Annotated in this window: 22 protein-coding genes and 1 tRNA gene; 16 read left to right on the top strand and 7 right to left on the bottom strand. The window is 72.0% G+C overall.

Annotated features, from left to right (window positions below; translation table 11 throughout):
* Positions 1-58 precede the first annotated feature (58 nt).
* The 4 genes from EOE48_RS17190 to EOE48_RS17175 all read left to right on the top strand — a co-directional run bounded on the left by EOE48_RS17190 (position 59) and on the right by EOE48_RS17175 (position 3,161).
* The gene (locus tag EOE48_RS17190) at positions 59-1,759 is read left to right on the top strand and encodes a sensor histidine kinase (RefSeq protein ID WP_246154554.1); all 1,701 of its coding nucleotides are present in this window, start codon (positions 59-61) and stop codon (positions 1,757-1,759) included.
* A gap of 29 nt (positions 1,760-1,788) precedes the next feature.
* Entirely contained in the window at positions 1,789-2,235 is a 447-nt protein-coding gene (locus tag EOE48_RS17185; protein WP_127731332.1) for an HPr kinase/phosphorylase, read from the top strand.
* A gap of 90 nt (positions 2,236-2,325) precedes the next feature.
* Positions 2,326-2,727: a PTS sugar transporter subunit IIA gene (locus EOE48_RS17180; protein WP_127731330.1), complete on the top strand. Its 402-nt coding sequence runs from the start codon at positions 2,326-2,328 to the stop codon at positions 2,725-2,727.
* A 116-nt stretch (positions 2,728-2,843) separates the two neighbouring features.
* Positions 2,844-3,161, top strand: a complete 318-nt coding sequence (locus tag EOE48_RS17175) for an HPr family phosphocarrier protein (RefSeq protein WP_127731328.1) — start codon at positions 2,844-2,846, stop codon at positions 3,159-3,161.
* A gap of 2 nt (positions 3,162-3,163) precedes the next feature.
* Here the strand turns inward: EOE48_RS17175 and EOE48_RS17170 are convergent, their stop codons facing one another.
* The 3 genes from EOE48_RS17170 to EOE48_RS17160 form a co-directional block, all read right to left on the bottom strand.
* Positions 3,164-4,102, bottom strand: a complete 939-nt coding sequence (locus EOE48_RS17170) for a GNAT family N-acetyltransferase (protein WP_127731326.1) — start codon at positions 4,100-4,102, stop codon at positions 3,164-3,166.
* Positions 4,103-4,191: 89 nt separating this feature from the next.
* On the bottom strand, positions 4,192-5,310 hold the full coding sequence (locus EOE48_RS17165) for a CobW family GTP-binding protein (protein ID WP_127731324.1): 1,119 nt from the start codon (positions 5,308-5,310) through the stop codon (positions 4,192-4,194).
* A gap of 315 nt (positions 5,311-5,625) precedes the next feature.
* Positions 5,626-7,110: a D-alanyl-D-alanine carboxypeptidase family protein gene (locus EOE48_RS17160; RefSeq protein WP_127731322.1), complete on the bottom strand. Its 1,485-nt coding sequence runs from the start codon at positions 7,108-7,110 to the stop codon at positions 5,626-5,628.
* Between the two features lie 275 nt (positions 7,111-7,385).
* Between EOE48_RS17160 and queE the strand changes: the two genes are divergently transcribed.
* From queE to EOE48_RS17135, 5 genes are all read left to right on the top strand, one after another.
* Positions 7,386-8,018 carry a 7-carboxy-7-deazaguanine synthase gene (queE, locus tag EOE48_RS17155; protein WP_127731320.1) on the top strand — a complete coding sequence of 211 codons (633 nt, stop codon included), beginning with the start codon at positions 7,386-7,388 and terminating at the stop codon, positions 8,016-8,018.
* Between the two features lie 64 nt (positions 8,019-8,082).
* Positions 8,083-8,439: a 6-carboxytetrahydropterin synthase QueD gene (gene queD, locus EOE48_RS17150; protein ID WP_127731318.1), complete on the top strand. Its 357-nt coding sequence runs from the start codon at positions 8,083-8,085 to the stop codon at positions 8,437-8,439.
* A gap of 275 nt (positions 8,440-8,714) precedes the next feature.
* Positions 8,715-9,422, top strand: coding sequence for a 7-cyano-7-deazaguanine synthase QueC (queC, locus tag EOE48_RS17145; RefSeq protein WP_127731386.1), 708 nt, complete (start codon positions 8,715-8,717; stop codon positions 9,420-9,422).
* Positions 9,423-9,493: 71 nt separating this feature from the next.
* Positions 9,494-10,345 (top strand): pantoate--beta-alanine ligase, encoded by an 852-nt coding sequence (panC, locus tag EOE48_RS17140; protein WP_127731316.1) that lies wholly within the window; start codon positions 9,494-9,496, stop codon positions 10,343-10,345.
* Between the two features lie 259 nt (positions 10,346-10,604).
* Complete coding sequence (locus EOE48_RS17135) at positions 10,605-11,405, top strand: hypothetical protein (protein ID WP_127731314.1); 801 nt, start codon at positions 10,605-10,607, stop codon at positions 11,403-11,405.
* Between the two features lie 32 nt (positions 11,406-11,437).
* On the opposite strand, the gene dapD is transcribed toward EOE48_RS17135, so the two are convergent.
* The 4 genes from dapD to EOE48_RS17115 form a co-directional block, all read right to left on the bottom strand.
* Positions 11,438-12,280 carry a 2,3,4,5-tetrahydropyridine-2,6-dicarboxylate N-succinyltransferase gene (dapD, locus tag EOE48_RS17130; RefSeq protein WP_127731312.1) on the bottom strand — a complete coding sequence of 281 codons (843 nt, stop codon included), beginning with the start codon at positions 12,278-12,280 and terminating at the stop codon, positions 11,438-11,440.
* A gap of 87 nt (positions 12,281-12,367) precedes the next feature.
* Positions 12,368-12,453, bottom strand: a tRNA-Leu gene (locus EOE48_RS17125).
* Between the two features lie 51 nt (positions 12,454-12,504).
* The gene (locus EOE48_RS17120) at positions 12,505-13,725 is read right to left on the bottom strand and encodes an FAD-dependent monooxygenase (RefSeq protein ID WP_246154546.1); all 1,221 of its coding nucleotides are present in this window, start codon (positions 13,723-13,725) and stop codon (positions 12,505-12,507) included.
* Entirely contained in the window at positions 13,722-13,979 is a 258-nt protein-coding gene (locus EOE48_RS17115; protein WP_127731310.1) for a zinc-finger domain-containing protein, read from the bottom strand. The genes EOE48_RS17120 and EOE48_RS17115 overlap by 4 nt, the downstream gene beginning before the upstream one ends.
* A gap of 218 nt (positions 13,980-14,197) precedes the next feature.
* Here EOE48_RS17115 and map point away from each other — a divergent pair, with 218 nt between their 5' ends.
* The 7 genes from map to EOE48_RS17080 all read left to right on the top strand — a co-directional run bounded on the left by map (position 14,198) and on the right by EOE48_RS17080 (position 20,929).
* The gene (gene map, locus EOE48_RS17110; RefSeq protein WP_127731308.1) at positions 14,198-15,019 is read left to right on the top strand and encodes a type I methionyl aminopeptidase; all 822 of its coding nucleotides are present in this window, start codon (positions 14,198-14,200) and stop codon (positions 15,017-15,019) included.
* Positions 15,020-15,024: 5 nt separating this feature from the next.
* The gene (gene radC, locus EOE48_RS17105) at positions 15,025-15,759 is read left to right on the top strand and encodes a RadC family protein (protein WP_127731306.1); all 735 of its coding nucleotides are present in this window, start codon (positions 15,025-15,027) and stop codon (positions 15,757-15,759) included.
* A gap of 96 nt (positions 15,760-15,855) precedes the next feature.
* The gene (locus EOE48_RS17100; protein WP_127731304.1) at positions 15,856-17,295 is read left to right on the top strand and encodes a circularly permuted type 2 ATP-grasp protein; all 1,440 of its coding nucleotides are present in this window, start codon (positions 15,856-15,858) and stop codon (positions 17,293-17,295) included.
* A 71-nt stretch (positions 17,296-17,366) separates the two neighbouring features.
* Positions 17,367-18,311, top strand: a complete 945-nt coding sequence (locus EOE48_RS17095; RefSeq protein WP_127731302.1) for an alpha-E domain-containing protein — start codon at positions 17,367-17,369, stop codon at positions 18,309-18,311.
* 188 nt (positions 18,312-18,499) lie between these two features.
* Positions 18,500-19,333, top strand: a complete 834-nt coding sequence (locus tag EOE48_RS17090; protein ID WP_127731300.1) for a transglutaminase family protein — start codon at positions 18,500-18,502, stop codon at positions 19,331-19,333.
* Between the two features lie 145 nt (positions 19,334-19,478).
* Positions 19,479-20,228 (top strand): proteasome-type protease, encoded by a 750-nt coding sequence (locus tag EOE48_RS17085; RefSeq protein ID WP_127731298.1) that lies wholly within the window; start codon positions 19,479-19,481, stop codon positions 20,226-20,228.
* A 467-nt stretch (positions 20,229-20,695) separates the two neighbouring features.
* Positions 20,696-20,929 (top strand): hypothetical protein, encoded by a 234-nt coding sequence (locus EOE48_RS17080; RefSeq protein WP_127731296.1) that lies wholly within the window; start codon positions 20,696-20,698, stop codon positions 20,927-20,929.
* The last annotated feature ends 5 nt before the right edge of the window (positions 20,930-20,934 follow it).

Raw genomic sequence — 20,934 nt, 5'->3', positions numbered from 1 at the left:
CGGAGCCGGCGGCGAGGGCGATTCCGAAGCCGACGCCGCCCCGCGCGAGCCGTTCGGCCTGCGGCGCATCGGCCGCTGGATCGCCCAGAGCGCCTCGTCGAGCCTGACCCGGCGCATCGTCGTCCTCAACCTCGCCGGGCTGATCGCGCTGCTGGTCGGGTTCCTGTACCTCAACCAGTTCCGCCAGGGGCTGATCGAGGCCCGGGTGCAGAGCCTGCTGACCCAGGGCGACATCATCGCGGGGGCGATCGCCGCCTCGGCCACCGTCGACACCGACGCGATCACCATCGACCCCGACCGCCTGCTGCAGCTCCAGGCCGGCGAGGGAGGCGAGGAGCCGGCGCCGAGCCTCGAATTCTCCCTCAATCCCGAGCGCGTCACCCCGCTCCTGCGCCGGCTCATCACGCCGACCGGCACCCGCGCCCGGGTCTACGACCGCGACGGCGGCCTGCTGATCGATTCGCGCAGCCTCTACGCCCGCGGCGATCTCGCCCGCGGCGACGCGACCCCGGTGCGCAAGGAGAAGCCGAGCTTCATCGAGCAGGCGTGGAACGCGGTGCGCGCCCACGTCCCGGGCTTGAGCGCCCCGCGGCCGGAGGAGCCGGCGCCGACCGACGGGCGCAGCCTGCCCGAGGTGCAGCGCGCCCTCCAGGGCTCCCGCGGCACGCTGGTGCGGCGCAACTCGCCCGGCGAGACGATCGTGTCGGTGGCGGTGCCGATCCTGCGAGGCCGCTCGGTCCGCGGCGCCCTGGTGCTGTCGACCCAGGAAGGCGACATCGACAAGATCATCGCCTCCGAGCGGTTCTCCCTCGTCCAGGTCTTCCTCATCGCCGCCCTGGTGATGGGGGCGCTGTCGCTGTTCGTCGCCGGGCAGATCGTCGGCCCGGTCGGGCGCCTCGCCGAGGCGGCCGAGCGGGTGCGGCTCGGCATCAAGTCGCGCCAGGAGATCCCCGACTTCACCCGGCGCACCGACGAGATCGGCCACCTGTCGGGGGCGCTGCGCGACATGACCCAGGCGCTCTACCGCCGTCTCGACGCGATCGAGAGCTTCGCGGCCGACGTCTCGCACGAGCTGAAGAACCCTCTCACCTCCCTGCGCAGCGCCGTCGAGACGCTGCCGCTCGCCCGCTCCGAGGAGTCGCGCGGGCGCCTGCTGGAGATCATCCAGCACGACGTGAAGCGCCTCGACCGGCTCATCAGCGACATCGCCGACGCCTCCCGCCTCGACGCCGAACTGGCCCGGGCCGAGGCCGACCGGGTCGACCTGAGGAAGCTCATCACCACCGTCGTCTCGGTCGCCAACGAACGCCGCCGGCCGCGGGACGCGCGCATCGACCTGACCGTGGAGGTGCCGGCGGCGGGGCTGGAGGATCCGTTCGCGATCCTCGGTCACGACAGCCGCCTCGGCCAGGTGGTCAACAACCTGCTCGACAACGCCCGCTCGTTCTCGCCCAAGGGCGCCAGCGTGCGGGTGGCCCTGCGCCGGCGCCGCACCGCGATCGAACTCGCGGTAGAGGACGACGGCCCCGGCATCCCGCCCCACGCCCTCGAGCGGATCTTCGAGCGCTTCTACACCGACCGGCCCGAGCAGGGCTTCGGCCAGAATTCCGGCCTCGGCCTGTCGATCTCGCGCCAGATCGTCCAGGCCCATCGCGGCACGATCCGGGCCGAGAACCGCGCCGGGGCGCCGGACGAGGACGACGAGCCGACGGTGCTCGGCGCCCGCTTCCTCGTGCGCTTCCCCGCCCTGAAGAGCTGAGGACCGGCGCCGTGCCGGTCTCGGTTCCGGTGACGGTCCACGCGACCTGCCTCGTGCTGGGCGAGGTCGGGATCCTGATTCGGGGTCCGTCCGGCAGCGGCAAAACGACCCTGGCCCGCGACCTTCTCGCCCGCGGCGCTATGTTGCGCGTTCTCGCGGCACTGGTCGGCGACGACCGGGTGATCCTGACCCTGCGGCACGGCCGAGTCGTCGCCCGCCCGCATCCGGCCCTCGCCGGGCTGGTGGAGATCCGCGGCCACGGCCCGCAACCCGTTGAGGCGGCGCTGCCTTCGGCGATCGTCGGGCTGGTGGTCGACCTCGCCGAGACCGCCGCGCGTCTCGCCGGACCGGAGGAGGAGAGCGTTCGTCTCCACGGCGTCCTTCTCCCGAGGATGATTCTGCCCCGCGACCCGGCCCGGACCGAAACAGTTGTGTGGCGCTGGCGTCGCCTCCGTGCCATGATGACGGTGGGATGATGCGGATATCAGCGCATTGCCCTTGCGCTGGCCCCCGCAGTGCACAAAATGGCGGCTCGGCTCGTTTCAGGGGCGTCGGAACTCGTGTCGATGATAGGAATGGTGCTCGTCACCCACGGTTTGCTCGCGACGGAGTTCAAGGCCGCGCTCGAGCACGTCGTGGGCCCGCAGGATCAGCTGGAGACGATCACGATCGGCCCCGAGGACGACATGGAGGTCCGGCGCAAGGACATCATGTCGGCGGTCTGCCGGGTCAACAGCGGTGACGGGGTCGTGGTGCTGACCGACATGTTCGGCGGCACCCCGTCGAACCTCGCGCTCTCGTGTATGAACGGCGGCTCGGTCGAGGTCGTGGCGGGCATCAACCTGCCGATGCTGATCAAGCTCGCCAGCGTCCGTGACGAGGAGACCCTGGGCGAGGCCGTGCTGCACGCCCAGGAAGCAGGCCGCAAGTACATCAACGTCGCCTCCCGGGTCCTGGCCGGGAAATAGCCGCCCTCTATATCCGTCGCGCCGGCGCGGTTCTCCGCACCCGGCCCCTCCCCCTCCGCAGACTGGGAACCGGACGCGACCGCGCGTGCCCGTCCCTTGGGCAGGCCAGATTCCCGATGGACGACATCGACACCGACGACGGCGAGGTCCAGATCCCCGAGGGCGCGATCGCCCGCCGCCTGCCGATCGTCAACCGCCGCGGCCTGCACGCCCGCGCTTCCGCCAAGTTCGTCCAGATGGTCGAGCGCTACCAGTCCGAAGTCACCGTCACCCGCAGCGGCGAGACCGTCGGCGGCCGCTCGATCATGGGCCTGCTCACCCTCGGCGCCGCCAAGGGCACCAGCATCCTGGTCACGGCGCTCGGCCCCGACCAGGACACCTGCCTCGACGCGATCGACGCCCTGGTCGCCAACCGCTTCGGCGAGGACGAGTAGGGTCAGGCACGCTCGCGCCGCGCTGCCTCCGGGCCCGCCGGGCGCCATCCGCGCCCGACCGCGACCGTCGCCTCGACGGTCTCCCGCCGCGCCGGGGCCGCCGTCGCCAGGGCGAGGCCGGCCTGCCGCCAGACCCGATCGTGCCCCTCGCTGCCGAGATGCACCGCGGCGGCCACGACCACGCCGTCGCGCCGCACGAGATCGACGCAGCATTGCCGCCGGGCCGCGAACAGCCGGGTGACGACCCGGAACGCCGTCATCGCGTCCGGCGCGTCGAGCAGGCAATCCGCCGGCCGGCGGGCCTCCAGGACCAGGAAATGCTCGACCGCGTCGCGGATGCGATGCGGGTCGCGGACCCGTTCGAGCGAGGTCCGGCCGCGCGGCAGGGCAAGATTCGGCTCGGCGGCGACCGTTGCGGCGTGCTGTCGTCGCAGCGACAGGCGTCGCCCGCCCTGCGCCGCCGCCTCGCCCAAAGCCGCCGCGAGGGCGCCGCCGGTTTCGAGATCGGGAACGGCGAGGCCGGCGACGCGCAGCGGCGAGGCGTCGAGATGATCGAGCGCCGTGCGCAGGGCCGCGGCGGCGTGGGCCGCGTCGAGCACCGGGGCCGCCCCATCGGCGAGCGGCACCGGCCACAGCCGGGCGACCCGCCCCAACGCGCCGGCGAGGTGGAGCGGCAGCACGCCGGCGAGGACCGGGCCGTCGCGGCCGGGGCGCCACACCAGCAGCATCGCGATCTCGGCCCCGTCGCCGAGGTGCTGCGCCATCGTAAGCACGAAATCCGGTTCCGCGAAGGCGCTCGGCTCGACGGAGCGGGGAACCAGGTCTCGCCAGGCCGCGACGGTCGCGTCGTCGAGGTCTCGCGGCCGGCGCAGTTCCGCCCGCCAGCCCCCGCGCGCGGCGGCGCCCGCCCCGCCCTGGATCACCGAGAAGGTCGTGGTCAATCGCGGCTCCCGTCTTGCTCCGGCCCTGTGCCGCGGCGGGACAGGGTCCGGCCGCGTCGGTCGGGCGGGACAAGACCCGTGCCGGCCGGTCAGCCGCCGGGGATCGCCAGCGGGTTGCCGGCCAGCGCCGCCGCGTCGGGCTGGTCGATGCCGGGCAGGCCCAGGAAGGCGTTCCACAGCCGGCGCACGAACGCCGCGTCGAGGTCGCGCACGATCAGCACCAGCCGGGACCGGTGGTCGTCGCTCGGCCACGCGTCGAGGGTGACCGGGGCGTGGACGACGTGTTGCACCCCGTGGACCACCAGCGGCCGGCCGGGATCGTCCGCCAGGGCGACCAGCCCCTTGAGGCGCAGGAGCTTCGGGCCGTGGGCCGAGCGCAGCAGGTCGAGGAACATCTCGAAGGCGCCCCGCGGCACCGGCGCCTCGCTGGTCAGGCTGAACGCCCGGATCGCCGCGTCGTGCCGGTTGACGTCGTGATGGTGGTGCCCGTGGTGGAAATGGCCGTGATGATGGCCGTGGTCGTGGGCCTCGGCCCGTGCCACCGCTTCGGCCCCGAGCCAGTCGCGCAGGTCGGCCGCCTTGCCGTCGAACCCGAACAGTCCGCCGAGCACCGCCTCGGCCGGCGCGTCGGCGGGCAGCACGGCGGCGGCCGGGTTCAGCGCCGACAGGCGGGCGGTCAGGGCTTCAGGCTCGGCGCCCGGCAGGTCGGCCTTGGTGAGCACGAGGCGGTCGGCGACTGCCGCCTGCCGCAGGGCCTCGGGATGCGCGTCGAGGGTGCTGGCGCCATTGACCGCATCCACCACCGTGACGACGCTCTGGAGCGCGTAGCGCATCACCAGATAGGGGTGGTAGATCAGCGCGTGCAGGATCGGCGCCGGGTCGGCGAGGCCGGTGGTCTCGATCACCACCCGGCGGAACGGCGGGATGCGGCCGTTGTCGCGCCGGCGCAGCAGGTCCTCCAGGGTGGCGATCAGGTCGCCGCGCACGGTGCAGCACAGGCAGCCGGCGCCGAGCAGGATCATCCCCTCGTCCACCGTCTCGATCAGCAGGTGGTCGAGCCCGATCTCGCCGAACTCGTTGACGATCACCACCGTGTCGGCGAGGGCCGGATCGCGCAGCAGCCGGTTGAGCAGCGTCGTCTTGCCGGCGCCGAGGAAGCCGGTAAGGACGGTGAGCGGAATCGGGTCGGGGCGAGTTTGGGAGGTCATGGTGCGGATCCTGCGCCGGTCGCGGCGATCAACGGCGCGACCGCCTGACCCTCCCCCCTCTGCGGGGGAGGGTGGCGAGCGCAGCGAGCCGGGAGAGGGGAGCGCGACGGGGCCGGATGAAGCGCCCGTCAGACTGGTCGCAACCTCTCCGGAAACGTGGCTCCCCTCTCCCGCCCCGCGCACGATTGCTTCGCACTCGCAGCGGGGCACCCTCCCCCGCAGAGGGGGGAGGATCGAGACGGCGCGCCCGATGTCTGAGAATCAGAAACCGCGAGCGGAGTCGCCACGATGGCGACACGATGCTCTCAGCCGCCCTCAATCGTCCTTCGTCTTCTTCGCCGCCGGCTTGGCGGCGGCGACCTTCGGCTTCGGCGTGGCCTTGGCGTCGCTCGCCTTGGTCTCGGTCGGCTTGGTCTGCGCCTTGGTCTTGGTCCCGGCACCGGCGATCACCGGCGTGTGGGACGCCGTGTAGGCGGTCGCGGCGGCCGGCGGCTTGCCGGTCTGGCGGGCGAGGAGCTTCGGCTGCGGCACGGTGGCGCCGGTCGCCGCGATGCTGCGGCTCGGTGCGGGCTTCGCCGGCGCGGCCGGCCTGGTCGCGACCTTCGTCCTCGCGGCGCGCACGGGCTTTGCCGCCACCGGCTTCGCCTCGGCACCGTCGTCGTTGGCGGCGATCGCGCTCTCCGCCGGGTCGCGGCCGATCCACACCAGCACCGGCTGCAGCGGCGCCCGCGGCGGCAGGGCACGGTTGCGCAGGGCGGCGCTGTTCATCGTGGCGAAGGCGAGCGCCGCCGACGGCGGCGCGCTCGCGGCCATGAGTTGCGCGCTGGTGTTGTCGGCGTTGCCCTGGGCGGCCTCGGCGCTCGCCGTCGCGGCCGCCGAGTCGGAATCGGTCGGCATCGGCCGGCGCTTGTCGCAGATGTAGGGCCGCAGATCCGGCGGCGCCGCCACCGGCGAGGCCGGCAGGTCGGCCAGCGTCTGGCCGCCCCAGCCGGCGCTCTGGCCGAAGCCGTAATCGAACAGGTCGGCGGCCTTCAGGTCGCGCTCGCGGGCGCTCGGCTGGCCCATCACCACCGTGATGATGCGCCGGCCGTTGCGGGTTGCGCTCGCCACCACGTTGAAGCCGCCCGAGCAGATGAAGCCGGTCTTCATCCCGTCGACGCCGGCGTAGCGGCCGAGCAGCCCGTTGTGGTTGGGCATCACGGAGCGGCCGAACTGGATCGCCGAGATCGAGAACAGGTCGCGGTTGCCGGGAAAGTCGCGCAGTATCGCCCGGCCGAGGATCGCCATGTCGCGGGCCGAGGTCCATTGCCGCGGGTCGGGCAGGCCGTTGGGGTTGGTCCAGCGGCTGTCGCGCATGCCGAGGCGCTGCGCGGTCTCGTTCATCAGGCCGGCGAAGCCGTCGACCGAGCCGCCGAGATTCTCGCCGATCGCCCAGGCGACGTCGTTGGCCGACTTGACCATGATGATCTTGAGGGCGTTGTCGAGGGTGATCTGGGTGCCGGGCCTGAAGCCCATCTTCGAGGGCGGCTCGGCCGCCGCCTCGGGCGAGATGGTGAGGAGCTGGTCCATCGACGCCCGGCCCTGGCGCACGAGGTCGAGGGCGACGTAGGCCGTCATCAGCTTCGTGATCGAGGCGGGGAACCACGGGTCGGTGGCGGCCTGCCCGTACAGGACCTTGCCGGAATCGACGTCGACCACGAGCATCGGCTGGGTCACGGCGGCGGCCGCGCCGGCCGCGAGGAGACCGCCGAGCCCGAGGAGTCCTCCGAACAGCCGCGCGAGCGGGGCGTGTGTCAGCATCGATCAGTGTTCCCGTCGGGCCGGCCCCGTCCCGCCGCATCCGCGGGCCGTCGGGCGCGGCGACCGTGATTGTAGGGCAACGGTCACGCTTTGGACAGCGCGCCGCGCATCCTCCCTTGTAACGCACGATCCGTGGCGGCAGTGGGGCGCCGCGCATCCACACCCGCTCCACAGGCCGCACCGGCACGCAGTGCGGCCCGGCGCCGGAGGGGGTTGCGGGACGCCTGCCGGTTCTGGCACGCGGATGACGCCCCGTTCCGATCCGTCGCACCGTCATGAGTTACGCCGTCAAGGAAATCTTCCACACCCTCCAGGGCGAGGGCGCCCATGCCGGGCGCTCGGCCGTGTTCTGCCGGTTCGCCGGCTGCAACCTGTGGAGCGGGCGCGAGGCCGACCGGGCGGAAGCCGTCTGCCGCTTCTGCGACACCGACTTCGTCGGCCTCGACGGCGAGGGCGGCGGACGCTTCGCCGATGCCGAGGCGCTGGCCGCGGCGGTCGAAGCCGCCTGGACCGGCGGGCGCGAGGGCCGCTACGTCGTGTTCACCGGCGGCGAGCCGCTGCTCCAGCTCGACGCGCCGGCGCTGGCCGCGGTGCGGGCGCGGGGCTTCACCTGCGCGGTCGAGACCAACGGCACCCAGGCGGCGCCCGAGGGCCTCGACTGGATCTGCGTGAGCCCGAAGGCCGGGGCGCCGCTGGCGCTCGATGCCGGCGACGAGCTGAAGCTGGTCTTTCCCCAGGCCGGCCTCGATCCGGCCGACTTCGCCGGCCTCGCCTTCCGCCATTTCTGGCTCCAGCCGATGGACGGGCCCGACCGCCGCGCGAACACCGATGCCGCCGTGGCCTATTGCCTGCGCGACGCCCGCTGGCGGCTCAGCCTCCAGACCCACAAGCTCATCGGCATACCATGACCGCCGCTTCGCCCGCCCGGCGATCGGTGGTAGGTCGCGGGCCTGCGCTCAGAAATCGTTTGCTATGAAGATCACCCAAGCCTTCACCTTCGAGGCCGCCCACCGGCTGCCGAACGTGCCCGCGACCCATCGCTGCCACCGCATGCACGGGCATTCCTACCGGGTCGAGTTGCAGCTCGACGGCCCGGTCGATCCGGCGACCGGCTGGGTGGTGGACTTCTTCGATGTCGAGAGCGCCTTCGCGCCGGTGCTGGCGCGGCTCGACCATTACTGCCTCAACGAAGTGCCGGGCCTCGAGAACCCCACCGCCGAGCACATCGCGATCTGGATCTGGAACGCGATCCGCCCGGCGCTGCCGGCCCTGTCGTCGGTGAAGGTGTTCGAGACGCCGATGTCGTGGGCGGAATATCTCGGCGACTGACCAGGGCAGGGCAATCGGGTGAAACCCGATTGTCGGTCCGGCGGGCGCGAAGAGCGCCCCGCGCAGCGGGTCCGGGAGGACGAATGTCCTCTCGGACGCAGAGCGGAGCGAAAGCCAAAGTCACGGATGTGACTGCCGGCGCTTGAGGCCAAGCAACAAACCCAGGGCCCGGGCGCTTGCCTGCCGGTTCTCTCTGGGGCAAGCCGGCACTCCCACCGTCGCGGGCGGCGAGCGGGGATCCGGGGGCCGGGGATCGAATCGGAATGGACGCGGTGATGCACGGCAACGACGGGGCGCTGGTGCTGTTCTCGGGCGGACAGGATTCGACCACCTGCCTCGCCTGGGCGCTCGACCGCTTCGCCCGCGTCGAGACGCTCGGCTTCGATTACGGCCAGCGCCACCGCGTCGAACTCGACTGCCGCGACCGGCTGCGGACGGGCCTCGCCGGGCTGAACCCCGCCTGGGCCGAGCGGCTCGGCGACGACCACACCCTGTCGCTCGACGCGCTCGGGCAGGTCTCCGACACCGCGCTGACCCGCGACACCGAGATCTCGTTCGAGTCGGGCGGCCTGCCCAACACCTTCGTGCCCGGGCGCAACCTCGTCTTCCTGACCTTCGCGGCCTCCCTCGCCTACCGGCGCGGCCTTCGCCACATCGTCGGCGGGATGTGCGAGACCGACTTCTCCGGCTATCCGGACTGCCGCGACGACACCATCAAGGCGCTCCAGGTCGCGCTCAACCTCGGCATGGAGCGGCGCTTCGTTCTGCACACGCCGCTGATGTGGATCGACAAGGCCGAGACGTGGCGGCTCGCCCGTTCCCTCGGCGGCGAGGCGCTGGTCGACCTCATCGTCGAGGACAGCCACACCTGCTACCTCGGCGAGCGCGGCGCGCCCCATCCCTGGGGCCATGGCTGCGGCGCCTGCCCGGCCTGCGCCCTGCGGGCCGCCGGCTACGCCCGCTTCCGCGCCACGGCCGCCTGAACCCCTTCAGCCCCGCCGGCCCGACTGCGCCCGCGCGCCGGGCCCGGCCCTCGACCAAACGGGAGCCCGCCATGCCCGCCCCCTCCGTGACCCGCCTGCCCGACGTGCCCGCCCTGCGGGCGCAGGTGCGGGAGTGGCGCGCCGCCGGCGACACGGTCGCCCTCGTGCCGACCATGGGGGCACTCCATGCCGGGCATCTCGCCCTGGTCGAGCGCGGCCTCGCCGCCTGCCGCCGGGTGGTGGTGAGCATCTTCGTCAACCCGACCCAGTTCGGCCCCGCCGAGGATTTTTCGCGCTATCCCCGCGACGCCGAGCGCGACCTCGCGCTCCTGGCCCAGGCCGGGGCCGACGCCGCCTACCTGCCCGACGTGGCCGCGATGTACGCCCCGGGCTTCGCCACCACGGTCCACGTCGCGGGCCTCACCGAGGTGCTGTGCGGGCCGATCCGTCCGGGGCACTTCGACGGCGTCGCGACGGTGGTGTCGAAGCTGCTGCTCCAGGCCCTGCCGGACCTCGCCCTGTTCGGCGAGAAGGATTTCCAGCAGCTCCAGGTCATCCGCCGGATGGTGCGCGACCTCGACATCCCGGTCGCCATCGAGGGCGTTCCGACCGTGCGCGAATCCGACGGCCTCGCGATGTCGTCGCGCAACCGCTACCTGTCCGATGCCGAGCGCCGGCAGGCTGCGGTGATGCACGCCGTGCTCCGGGAGGTCGCCGCCGCGGTGCGGGGCGGCGCCGAGGCTGCCCCCGCCCTCGCCGCCGGGCGCGAGCGGCTGGAGCAGGCGGGGTTCGGCCCGATCCAGTACCTGTCGGTGAACGACGCCGAGACCCTCGCGCCGCTGGACCGGGTCGACGGCCCGGCCCGGGTGCTCGCCGCCGCCTATCTCGGCGCGACGCGGCTGATCGACAACGTCCCGGCGTGAACCGCGTTTCTCGGTAGTTCGACACGGGCTCGTCTGCGACGAAACAGTGGATCGCGGCGAGAACCCGAAGACCATCCGGTTGAACGCCGGGCCCGGACGGGGGAAGACAGGACCGCCGGAGGAATTGACCCGACCACCGCCGGGCGGAAACCGCCGCCCTCGCGGCCGGCCGTCGCGTCCATCCGAACCGGGGACGGAGCGAAGCCGGCCGGAACCGGCATCGCCGGTCCACCCCTCGATCCCGGATGGAAGCCCGATCATGCGAGCCCTGAAATCCGTCCTGGTTCTGGTGGCGCTCGGCTACATCGCGATCTCGCTCTACTACCTCACGACCAATCCCGGCTTCGCCGAAGCGTGGTCGCAGGCGCAGCTCTTCGGCCTCGAACTGAGGGACCGGTCGTTGTCGACCCTCAGCAGCCTCGATCCCGGCCGGTTCTCCCTCGGGTCGCAGGAGGTCGTGCTGCTGGCGGTCCTCGCGGCCTTCGTGCTGGTGAGCCTCCTGACGGCCGCGTCGGGCCGCCGGGTCGGGCGGCTGGTCGCCCGGCATGTCGAGGCCAACAACCGGCTCCTGTCGGCGCTGATCGCCGAGACCGCGTCCGCGAAGCAGGCCGAGGCCCAGCGCGTCCGCGCCTATCTCGGCATCGCCGGCATCACCTTCCAGCAATTCGCCCCCGGCAAGCGCATCGCCGTGCAGGTCGAGATCCGCAACTACGGCGCGACGCCGGCCCGCGCCCTCGTGCCCGACCTGCAGATCCTGGTGCGGACCTTCCCGGATGTCTCGAGCGACGACGGCCGCGCCGAGCCGGCCGAGATCTTCCCCGGCACCCTCGCGGCCGGCCAGGGCCGCAGCCTCGTCTACGCCCTCGACCTCAGCGCGCACCCGAACATCGCCGAGCGGATCGTCGGCGGCGAGCTCGCCCTGTATCTGCGCGGCCGCATCCGGTACGAGGACGTGCTCGGCAATCCTCAGCACCTCACCGTCAACGCGGTCACCCGCGGCCAGCGGGTCAACGAGCGCGAGCCGTTCACCCTGCTGGAGACCGGCAACGAGGCGACCTGACGGGCGCCGGAAGGCGCCCGCCAACCCCGGCTTCAGTCGCGCAGCAGGTCGTTGATGGCGGTCTTGGCGCGGGTGCCGGCATCGACCCGCTTGACGATCACGGCGCAGTACAGCGACGGGCCGGGGGTGCCGTCCGGCAGCGGCTTGCCGGGTTGCGTGCCCGAGACCACCACCGAGTAGGGCGGCACCCGGCCGTAGCTCACCTCGCCGGTGGCGCGGTCGATGATCTTGGTCGAGGCGCCGATGTAGACGCCCATCGACAGCACGCTGCCCTCGCCGACGATCACGCCCTCGGCGACCTCGGCGCGGGCGCCGACGAAGCAGTTGTCCTCGATGATGACCGGGTTGGCCTGGAGCGGCTCCAGCACGCCGGCGATGCCGGCCCCGCCCGAGATGTGGCAGTGGCGGCCGACCTGGGCGCAGGACCCGATCGTCGCCCAGGTGTCGACCATCGTGCCCTCGCCGACCGAGGCGCCGAGATTGACGAAGGACGGCATCAGCACCGCGCCGGGGGCGATGTAGGCGCCGCGGCGCACGATGGCGCCGGGCACGGCGCGGAAGCCGGCGGCGCGGAAGCGCGCGGCGTCCCAGCCCTCGAACTTCGACGGCACCTTGTCCCACCACGCCGCGCCGCCGGGCCCGCCGGGGATCGCCGCCATGTCGTTGAGGCGGAACGACAGCAGCACCGCCTTCTTGAGCCACTGGTTGACCTGCCACTCGGACCCGGCCTTCTCGGCGACGCGGGCCTCGCCGGAATCGAGCAGGCCCAGCGCGGTGTCCACCGCTTCGCGGACCGCGCCCTGCGTCGAGGCGTCGATGGTCGCGCGCTCCTCCCAGGCGGCTTCGAGGGTCCGGGCGAGTTCTGCGTGCGACATGACGGAATCCTGACGAGGGGAAAGCCGGCGCTGTCTAGCAAAGCCCCGGCACGCCGTCAGTCGGTTTCGCCACGCGACGTCCGGGGATGGTGGCCGCTGTGGGACTCGAACCCACACGGGCGAAGCCCGAGGCATTTTAAGTGCCTTCCGTCTACCGATTTCGGCAAGCGGCCCCGTCTCGGCGTCGAGTGCGGTCCCGGGTGTGCCCGCACGGACCGGCGAAATCAAGAATGGGATTCGGGGCGCCAGCCGTAGAGCCAGGTGTAGCGCGCGGTCATGCCCTCGGGGCCGAGGCGGGCCATCACCGCGTCGCGGGCGGCGGCGACCAGCGGGCCGGAATGGTAGAGGCGGCCGTTGCGGCGGGCGTGCGACTGGACCCGGCCGGCCCGGGCGGCCCGGGCGGCGGCGTAGCGCGCCAGCGCTTTCGGAATCGGATCGGCGGCGAGGCGGGCGGCGAGGTCGGCGGCGTCCTCGATCGCCAGGGCCGCCCCTTGCGCCAGGAACGGCAGCACCGGATGGGCGGCGTCGCCGAGGAGCGCGATCCGGCCGCGCGCCATCGGGCGGGCGGCGGCGCGGTCGGCGAGCGTCCAGGCGAGCCAGTCCTCCGGCGCGGCGAGCAGGGCGCGGAGCGGTGCCGCCGCATCGGCGAAGGCCGCCCGGATCCGCTCCGGGTCGCCGGGCGCCGACCAGTCGGTCTCGCCGGGAGCCTGGGGCATCACCGCCACGAGGTTGATCCGCTCGCCGCCGCGGATCGGGTAGTGCACGACGTGCCGGTCGCGGCCGAGCCACAGCCCGGTCTCGTTGGCCGAGAAGCCGTCCGGCGCCTGCGCGCGGGGCAGGGTCGCCCGCCACGCGGCGGCGCCGAGGGGCTTGAGCGGCCGCCGGTCCAGGCGCGGGCGCAGGGCCGAGCGCACCCCGTCGGCGCAGACGACGAGGTCGGCGGTCAGCACCTCGGCCCGCCCTCCCGCGGTCTCGACCGTGACGCTGGCCTCCTCCGCCGTCTGGGCGAGCGCGGTGGCGTTGCGCCCCACCAGCAGCCGGATGCCGGGTCGGCCGCGCACGGCGTCGAGCAGGACGGTCTGCAGGTCGGCGCGGTGGATGACCCAGTACGGCGCGCCGAACCGCTCGCGCATGGTCGCGCCGAGGGCGACGCCGCCGATCTCGCGGCCGCCGAGGCTGCGGATGCGCACCCGCTCTGGCTCGCCGGCCGCCCGGCGCAGGGAGGCGCCGAGGCCGAGATCGATCAGAATCCGGCTGGCGTTCGGCGAGAGCTGGAGCCCGGCGCCGAGCGCGCTGAAGCCGGTGGCGCGCTCGACGAGGGTGACGTCGTGGCCGCCGGCGGCGAGGGTCAGGGCGGCGGTGAGCCCGCCGATGCCGGCGCCGACGACGACGATCCGCAGGCCGGGCCGGTCCGGCACCCGCCGCCCGGCCGGGGGCGCGCTCACTCGGCGGCGAGGCGGGCGCGGTCGTCCCAGACGCACGAGGCGGGATCCGCGGTCCCGGCCTTCAGGTCGCCGCGGTAGCGGTAGAGCGTCGAGCAGTACTGGCAGATGATCTCGTCGTCGGCGCCCATGTCGAGGAACACGTGCGGGTGATCGAACGGGGGCAGCGCCCCGATGCACATGAACTCCTTCGAGCCGACATGGATGACCCGGAGCCCGTCCTGGTTGTGGAAGTGCGGTACCGCCTTGTCTGCCATCGCGTGATCCTGCTTTCGGGCCGTGCGGCTTCCTCTAACCGCTCGCCCGGCGGAAGCCTAGAGGAGGCGCGGGCGCGGGAGCCATGCCGGGGCAATCGGGTTCATCCGATTGCCCTGGGATCCCTGCCATCCGTCCTTGGCTTCATCCCGGTAACGGCCTACATCCGGTGCATCAGAGGATCCCCGGCGGCGTGGCGGGCTTTGCGGACCCGGTGTGAATGAGTCGTGACGAGCAGAAGGCGGGCCAGGACCGCCGGCAGGAACCGCCGATCCACGGACCGGAGGCGTTCGAGGCCATGCGGAGGGCCGGCCGCCTCACGGCCGAGGCCCTCGACCTGCTGATGGAGGCGACCGTCCCGGGCGTGACGACCGAGGCGCTCGACCGCCTCGCCTACGCCTTCGCGATGGATCACGGCGCCTACCCGGCCTCGCTGCACTACCGCGGCTACCCGAAGTCGATCTGCACCTCGATCAACCATGTCGTGTGCCACGGCATCCCCAACGACAAGCCCCTGCGCGAGGGCGACATCGTCAACCTCGACATCTGCCTCATCGTCGACGGCTGGCACGGCGATTCGAGCCGCATGGCCTATGTCGGCGAGGTGTCGCGCAAGGCGGCGCGCCTGTGCGACATCACCTACGAGGCGCTGATGCGCGGCATCGCGGCGATCCGGCCCGGCGGCAGCACCAACGACATCGGCGCGGCGATCCAGACCTTCGCCGAGGCCGAGCGCTGCTCGGTGGTGCGCGACTTCTGCGGCCACGGCCTCGGCCGGACCTACCACGACGCTCCGACCGTCCTGCACTACGTCGAGCCGAGCTACGACGTGCCGCTGCGCCCCGGCCAGCTCTTCACCGTCGAGCCGATGATCAACCTCGGCCGCCCGCACGTGAAGGTGCTCGCCGACGGCTGGACCGCCGTCACCCGCGACCGCTCGCTCTCGGCGCAGTTCGAGCACACGATCGGGGTCACCGAGACCGGGGTCGAGATCTTCACGCTCTCGCCCAAGGGCCTGCACAAGCCGCTCTCCGTCGCCTGACCGCGATGGCCGGCGCTCCGCCCCGGTCGCCGCGCGGCCTCGCCGAGGCGGCGGACCTCGCCGGAGAGATCGAGGCGCCGCACTACCACGGCCACCGCGACCGCCTGCGGGCCCGCTTCGCCCGCGGCGAGGCGCTGCCGGACTACGAGTTCCTCGAACTGATCCTGTTCCGCTCGATCCCGCGGCGGGACGTGAAGCCCCTCGCCAAGGCGCTGCTGCGCCGCTTCGGCAGCTTCGCCGAGGTGCTCGGCGCCGCGCCCGAGCGGTTGGCCGAGGTCGAGGGGATCGGCCCGGCGGTGGTGGCCGACCTCAAGATCGTCGAGGCCGCCGGCCAGCGCCTCGCCCGCGGCGCGGTCGCCGAGCGGACCCTGCTGTCGTCCTGGTCCGCGGTGATCGAGTATTGCCGCGCCGCCATGGCCTTCGCCCCGCGCGAGGAGTTCCGGCTGCTGTTCCTCGACAAGCGCAACCGCCTCATCGCCGACGAGGTCCAGGGCCGCGGCACCGTCGACCACACCCCGGTTTACACCCGCGAGGTGCTGCGGCGGGCGCTCGAACTCTCGGCGACCGCCCTGATCCTCGTCCACAACCATCCGTCCGGCGACCCGGCGCCGTCCCAGGCCGACATCAAGCTCACCCGCGAGATCGTCGCCGCGGCCGCGCCCCTCGGCATCGTCGTGCACGACCACATCATCGTCGGGCGCGACGGCCATGCCAGCCTGCGCGGCCTGAAGCTGATCTGACGCATGGACCGTGGAACGCCGCCGCCGGGCGCCGCATTTCCTTTGCCTTGGCCCCCGTCTTGCGTCTAGCTTCGGCGCAAATAGAGAGGGACGCACATGCCGCTCAGCGCGTTCGACGAGATGGACGGACTCAAGGGGAGCGGAACCGAGGCGGCCGCGGTGCGCGAGGCTTACGCCGCACTGAAGAACTGGCTCGACACCACGCCGCCGGAACATTTCGACACCCGGCGCAGCCAGGCGGAACTCTTCTTCCGGCGGATCGGAATCACCTTCGCGGTCTACGGCGACAGCGAGTCGACCGAGCGGCTGATCCCGTTCGACATCATCCCGCGGGTGCTGACCAAGCCGGAATGGGGCTTCCTGGAGCGCGGGCTCAAGCAGCGGGTGACCGCGCTCAACGCCTTCCTGGCCGACATCTACGGACCGCAGGAATGCATCAAGGCCGGAGTCATCCCGGGCGACCTCGTCTACCGCAACCCGCATTACCGGCTGGAGATGCGGGACTTCCAGGTCCCGCACGACAAGTACGTCCACATCGCCGGCATCGACATCGTCCGCACCGGCGAGGACGAGTTCTTCGTGCTGGAGGACAACGCCCGCACCCCGTCGGGCGTCTCCTACATGCTGGAGAACCGAGAGGTGATGCTGCGGCTGTTCCCCGAGCTGTTCTCGCGCCACCGGGTCTCGCCGGTCGAGGCCTACCCGGACGCGCTGCTGGCCACCCTGCGCAGCCTCGCGCCCAAGACCGCGGCGCAGGACCCGACCGTGGTGCTGCTCACCCCCGGCCGCTTCAACTCCGCGTTCTACGAGCACTCGTTCCTCGCCGACAAGCTCGGGGTCGAGCTCGTCGAGGCGTCCGACCTCTTCACCAAGGACGACGTCGTCTACATGCGGACGACGGAAGGGCCGCGGCGGGTCGACGTGATCTACCGGCGCATCGACGACGACTTCCTCGACCCGCTGGTGTTCCGGCCCGATTCGGTGCTCGGCGTGCCGGGCCTCATCAGCGCCTATCAGAGCGGCAGCGTCACCCTGGCCAACGCGGTCGGCACCGGCATCGCCGACGACAAGGCGGTCTACAGCTACATGCCGGAGATCGTGAAGTTCTTCACCGGCGAGGACCCGATCCTGCACAACGTGCCGACCTGGCGCTGCCGCGAGAAGGATGCGCTTGCCTACGTTCTGGCCAATCTCGGCGACCTCGTGGTCAAGGAGGTCAACGGCTCGGGCGGCTACGGCATGCTGGTCGGCCCGCACGCGACCAAGCGCGAGATCGAGGATTTCGCCCGCAAGCTGCGCCACGCGCCGGACGGCTTCATCGCCCAGCCGACCCTGTCGCTCTCGACCTGCCCGACCTTCGTCGCCTCGGGCGTCGCGCCGCGCCACGTCGACCTGCGCCCGTTCGTGCTCGCCGGCGCCGACGACATCCGCATCATCCCCGGCGGCCTGACCCGGGTGGCGCTGAAGGAAGGCTCCCTGGTGGTCAATTCCAGCCAGGGCGGCGGCACCAAGGACACCTGGGTGCTCGACGGCTGACGCCGACGCCCCGCCCGCCGGAGCCATGCAACAGCCCCGGCCGCCCCCGAGACGACCTGCCGCGAGTTCCCATGCTCTCCCGCACCGCCGACAACCTGTACTGGCTCTCGCGCTATACCGAGCGCGCCGACTTCGTCGCCCGGCTTCTCGACGCCGCCCTGCGGCTCTCGGCCCTCCCGGCGAACTACGCCGGCGGCGAGGCCAGCGAGTGGGCCTCCGCCCTCGCCTCGGCCGCCGACGGCGAGGTCTTCCGCCAGCACTACGACAGCGTCAACGAACACACCGTCCGCGACTTCCTCGCGTTCAGCCCGCACAATCCGTCCTCGATCCGCTCGTGCATCCAGACCGCCCGCGAGAACGCGCGCAGCGTCCGCACCGCGCTCACGGTCGAGATGTGGGAAGCGATCAACGAGGCGTGGCTGCACCTGCGCTCCTACGAGGGGCGCGACCTCAGCCGCGAGGAATTCGCCCGCTTCCTCGACTGGGTGAAGGGGGTGTCGCTCGCCTTCGACGGCTCGGCCTACCGGACGATGCTGCGCAACGACGCCTACTGGTTCACCCGCCTCGGCGTCGCGATCGAGCGCGCCGACAACACCGCCCGCATCCTCGACGTGAAGTACCACGTCCTGCTGCCCGAGACCGAGCGGGTCGGCGGCAGCCTCGACTACTTCCAGTGGACCACGATCCTGCGCGAGGTCTCGGCGCTGACCGCCTATCACTGGGTCTACCGGGAGAGCGTCAAGCCCTGGCTGGTGGCCGACCTGCTGATCCTGAACCGCGAGATGCCGCGCTCGCTCGCCAACTGCTACGAGATGCTGGTGCGCCACCTCGACCTCATCGCCGACGCCTACGGCCGGCGCGGCCCGAGCCAGCGGGTGGCGAGCAACCTGCTGGCCCAGCTCGACGGGCAGTCGATCGAGGAGATCTTCTCCACCGGCCTGCACGAGTTCATCCAGGGCTTCATCGCCGAGAATAACCGCCTCGGGGCCGCGATCATCGAGCAGTATCTCTGCTGACCGCGCGGGTTCCTCCTGGGTAGCGGGGTCGCACCCCGGATTGGCAGGGCATCGGCAGCCCCCATCTTCCGGCGATGACCTCCATCCAGACTTTTCCTCCGGGAGCGGCCCATCGGCCCTTCCCGGAACCGCCCCGTCTCCGTCATACTGTGCCGCTTCTCCAGAACGGCCCCGGGCGTTGTCCGACCATGCGCATCCGCGTCGTCCACGAGACCGTCTACCAGTACGAATCCCTCGCCCGCGGTCTGATCCAGATCCTGCGGCTCACCCCGCGCGACCATGACGGGCAGCACGTCCGGTCCTGGCGCATCGAGCCGTCGGTGGACGGCCGGCTCAGCCGCCGAGAGGACGGCTACGGCAACGTCGTCCACGTCTTCAGCGCCGACGGACCCTCGGATGCCCTGACGGTGCGCGTCACCGGCGAGGTCGAGACCGCCGACACCGCGGGAATCGTCCGCGGCACGGTCGAGCGGCTGCCCGATCCGTTCTACCTGCGCGAATCGCGCTTCGCCTCCGCCGACCCGGCGATCGGAGGCTTCGCCGACGGCGTGGCGGTGGCCGGCGGCGACCGGCTCGCCCTGCTGCACCGCCTCGTCGGCGCGGTCCACCAGGAAGTCCGCTTCGCCCCCGGCCCGACCGATTCCGGCAGCACCGCGGCGGAAGCCTTCGCCCTGCGCGAGGGCGTCGGGCAGGACCTCGCCCATATCTTCGTCGCCGCCGCTCGCCACCTCGAGATCCCGGCCCGCTACGTCTCGGGCTACCATTACCGCCCCGACGGCGTCGATCAGGCCGCCGGCCACGCCTGGGCCGAGGCGCTGGTCCCGGATCTCGGCTGGGTCGGGTTCGACCCGAGCTTCGGCATCTCGACCACCAGCGCGCATCTGCGGGTCGCGGTCGGCCTCGACTACCTCGATGCCGGCCCGGTGCGCGGCAGCCGCACCGGCGGCGGCACCGAGACGCTCACCGTGCGGGTGCGGGTGGACGACGCCCGCGGGCAGGCCCAGGCGCAATCCCAGTCCTGATTCGCCGCGCAAGCGTGGATTACCCGCCACGCTTCCCCGGCACCCTCGTCTGTGCCCGCTGTTTCGGCTGGACCCCCGGCGGCGTCTGCGCAAGGGTGCCGCCTGTCCCGGGGGCAGGCACGGCCGGGAGTCGAGGGGGCGAGCGATGACCTATTGCGTCGGGATCCTGGTCGAGGAAGGCCTCGTCATGATCGCCGACACCCGCACCAATGCGGGTCTCGACGACATCTCGACCTATCGCAAGTTGCATATGTTCACCAAGCCCGGCGAGCGCGTGCTGGCGCTCGCCTCGGCCGGCAACCTCTCGGTGACCCAGTCGGTGCTGAGCCTCCTCGCCGAGGGCGTGGAGAACCCGGAGACTGGCAAGCCCGAGACGATCTACGACGCGCCGACGATGTTCCGCGCCGCGCAACTGATCGGCCGGGCGATCCGCACCGTGCGGGCGATCGAGCGCGAGGGCTTCGAGGCGGCGCAACTGCGCTTCGAGGTGTCGTTCCTGTTCGGCGGCCAGATCGGCGACGGGCCGATGCGGCTCTACATGATCTACTCGGCCGGCAACTTCATCGCCTGCAGCCAGGACGCGCCGTTCCTGCAGATCGGCGAGCACAAGTACGGCAAGCCGATCCTCGACCGCGCCGTGACGTTCAAGACCGACGTCTACGACGCCCTGAAGGTCGGGCTGATCTCGATGGATTCGACCATGCGGTCGAACCTCGGCGTCGGGCTGCCGATCGATCTCACGGTGATCCGGCGCAACACCTGCCGCACCGAGGTGCTGCACCGGATCGAGGCCGGCGAACCGTATTTCCACGACCTGCGCGAGCGCTGGTCGGCGGCCCTGCGGGCGGCCCACCGGGCGATTCCGCGCCCGCCCTACGATCCGACCACGGACTGATACGATAGTCGGACGATCAGTTCCGAAAATCGTATCACCAGCTCGCGCGGCACTTGAGCGAAACCGGTTCCCGCATTGCGAAGCAATCCGGACAACCCTGCGTCATCGACTTTGCAGCCGCGCGCGAATCACGCACAATCGGGTCGTCTCCGCCGGCGGCCCGTTCGACGATCCCGGGCAGCGGACGACGGAGGCGGCGTCCCCCGAAGGGAACGATGGTCCACCCCTCCCGGATCGACGATCGTTTACCTCGCTTCAAGGTGAAGCAGGCTATTGTGCAGGGTGAAGGACGGGGCTATCAAGCTCCGGGCCCTTGTGTTTTGGCCTACTCTCCCCACATAGCAGCGGATACGCCGTCCCTGCGACCCATGCGGACCCGCCGTCGCGGGCTTGGGTTCCAAGGACGGCGGCCTTGTCGGAACCCCGAACCGGCCTGCCCTCCGCGCGGGTCAACGAGTCAGCCCCTGATGAACCAGCTCGTGCGCATGTCGCATCTCGTCTCCGCCGATTCCGTCGAGGAGCCCTCGCCGGAGCTTCGCGTGCCCTTCGCGCAGTCGGGGGCCTTCGTCTGCAAGTTCATCATCGGCGAGCCGAACGACCGCGCCGTCTGCTGCGGCGCTCCGGTTCCGGACGGCAAGAGCTGGTGCGCCTTCCACCGCAAGATCGTGTTCGAGCCGACCCGGCCCGGGCGGATCCGCTGAGTCCG

The sequence above is a fragment of the Methylobacterium oryzihabitans genome (assembly GCF_004004555.2).
Classification (GTDB): Bacteria; Pseudomonadota; Alphaproteobacteria; order Rhizobiales; family Beijerinckiaceae; genus Methylobacterium; species Methylobacterium oryzihabitans.
Note: the sequence above shows the minus strand (reverse complement) of the source record. Positions and strands in the feature narration are given on the sequence as shown.

Coding starts and splice junctions, on each gene's coding strand:
- EOE48_RS17180 (WP_127731330.1), top strand. CDS start 2,326: ATGATAGGAATGGTGCTCGTCACCCACGGTTTGCTCGCGACGGAGTTC.
- EOE48_RS17175 (WP_127731328.1), top strand. CDS start 2,844: ATGGACGACATCGACACCGACGACGGCGAGGTCCAGATCCCCGAGGGC.
- EOE48_RS17165 (WP_127731324.1), bottom strand. CDS start 5,310: ATGACCTCCCAAACTCGCCCCGACCCGATTCCGCTCACCGTCCTTACC.
- EOE48_RS17160 (WP_127731322.1), bottom strand. CDS start 7,110: ATGCTGACACACGCCCCGCTCGCGCGGCTGTTCGGAGGACTCCTCGGG.
- queE (WP_127731320.1), top strand. CDS start 7,386: ATGAGTTACGCCGTCAAGGAAATCTTCCACACCCTCCAGGGCGAGGGC.
- queD (WP_127731318.1), top strand. CDS start 8,083: ATGAAGATCACCCAAGCCTTCACCTTCGAGGCCGCCCACCGGCTGCCG.
- queC (WP_127731386.1), top strand. CDS start 8,715: ATGCACGGCAACGACGGGGCGCTGGTGCTGTTCTCGGGCGGACAGGAT.
- panC (WP_127731316.1), top strand. CDS start 9,494: ATGCCCGCCCCCTCCGTGACCCGCCTGCCCGACGTGCCCGCCCTGCGG.
- EOE48_RS17135 (WP_127731314.1), top strand. CDS start 10,605: ATGCGAGCCCTGAAATCCGTCCTGGTTCTGGTGGCGCTCGGCTACATC.
- dapD (WP_127731312.1), bottom strand. CDS start 12,280: ATGTCGCACGCAGAACTCGCCCGGACCCTCGAAGCCGCCTGGGAGGAG.
- EOE48_RS17115 (WP_127731310.1), bottom strand. CDS start 13,979: ATGGCAGACAAGGCGGTACCGCACTTCCACAACCAGGACGGGCTCCGG.
- map (WP_127731308.1), top strand. CDS start 14,198: ATGAGTCGTGACGAGCAGAAGGCGGGCCAGGACCGCCGGCAGGAACCG.
- radC (WP_127731306.1), top strand. CDS start 15,025: ATGGCCGGCGCTCCGCCCCGGTCGCCGCGCGGCCTCGCCGAGGCGGCG.
- EOE48_RS17100 (WP_127731304.1), top strand. CDS start 15,856: ATGCCGCTCAGCGCGTTCGACGAGATGGACGGACTCAAGGGGAGCGGA.
- EOE48_RS17095 (WP_127731302.1), top strand. CDS start 17,367: ATGCTCTCCCGCACCGCCGACAACCTGTACTGGCTCTCGCGCTATACC.
- EOE48_RS17090 (WP_127731300.1), top strand. CDS start 18,500: ATGCGCATCCGCGTCGTCCACGAGACCGTCTACCAGTACGAATCCCTC.
- EOE48_RS17085 (WP_127731298.1), top strand. CDS start 19,479: ATGACCTATTGCGTCGGGATCCTGGTCGAGGAAGGCCTCGTCATGATC.
- EOE48_RS17080 (WP_127731296.1), top strand. CDS start 20,696: ATGAACCAGCTCGTGCGCATGTCGCATCTCGTCTCCGCCGATTCCGTC.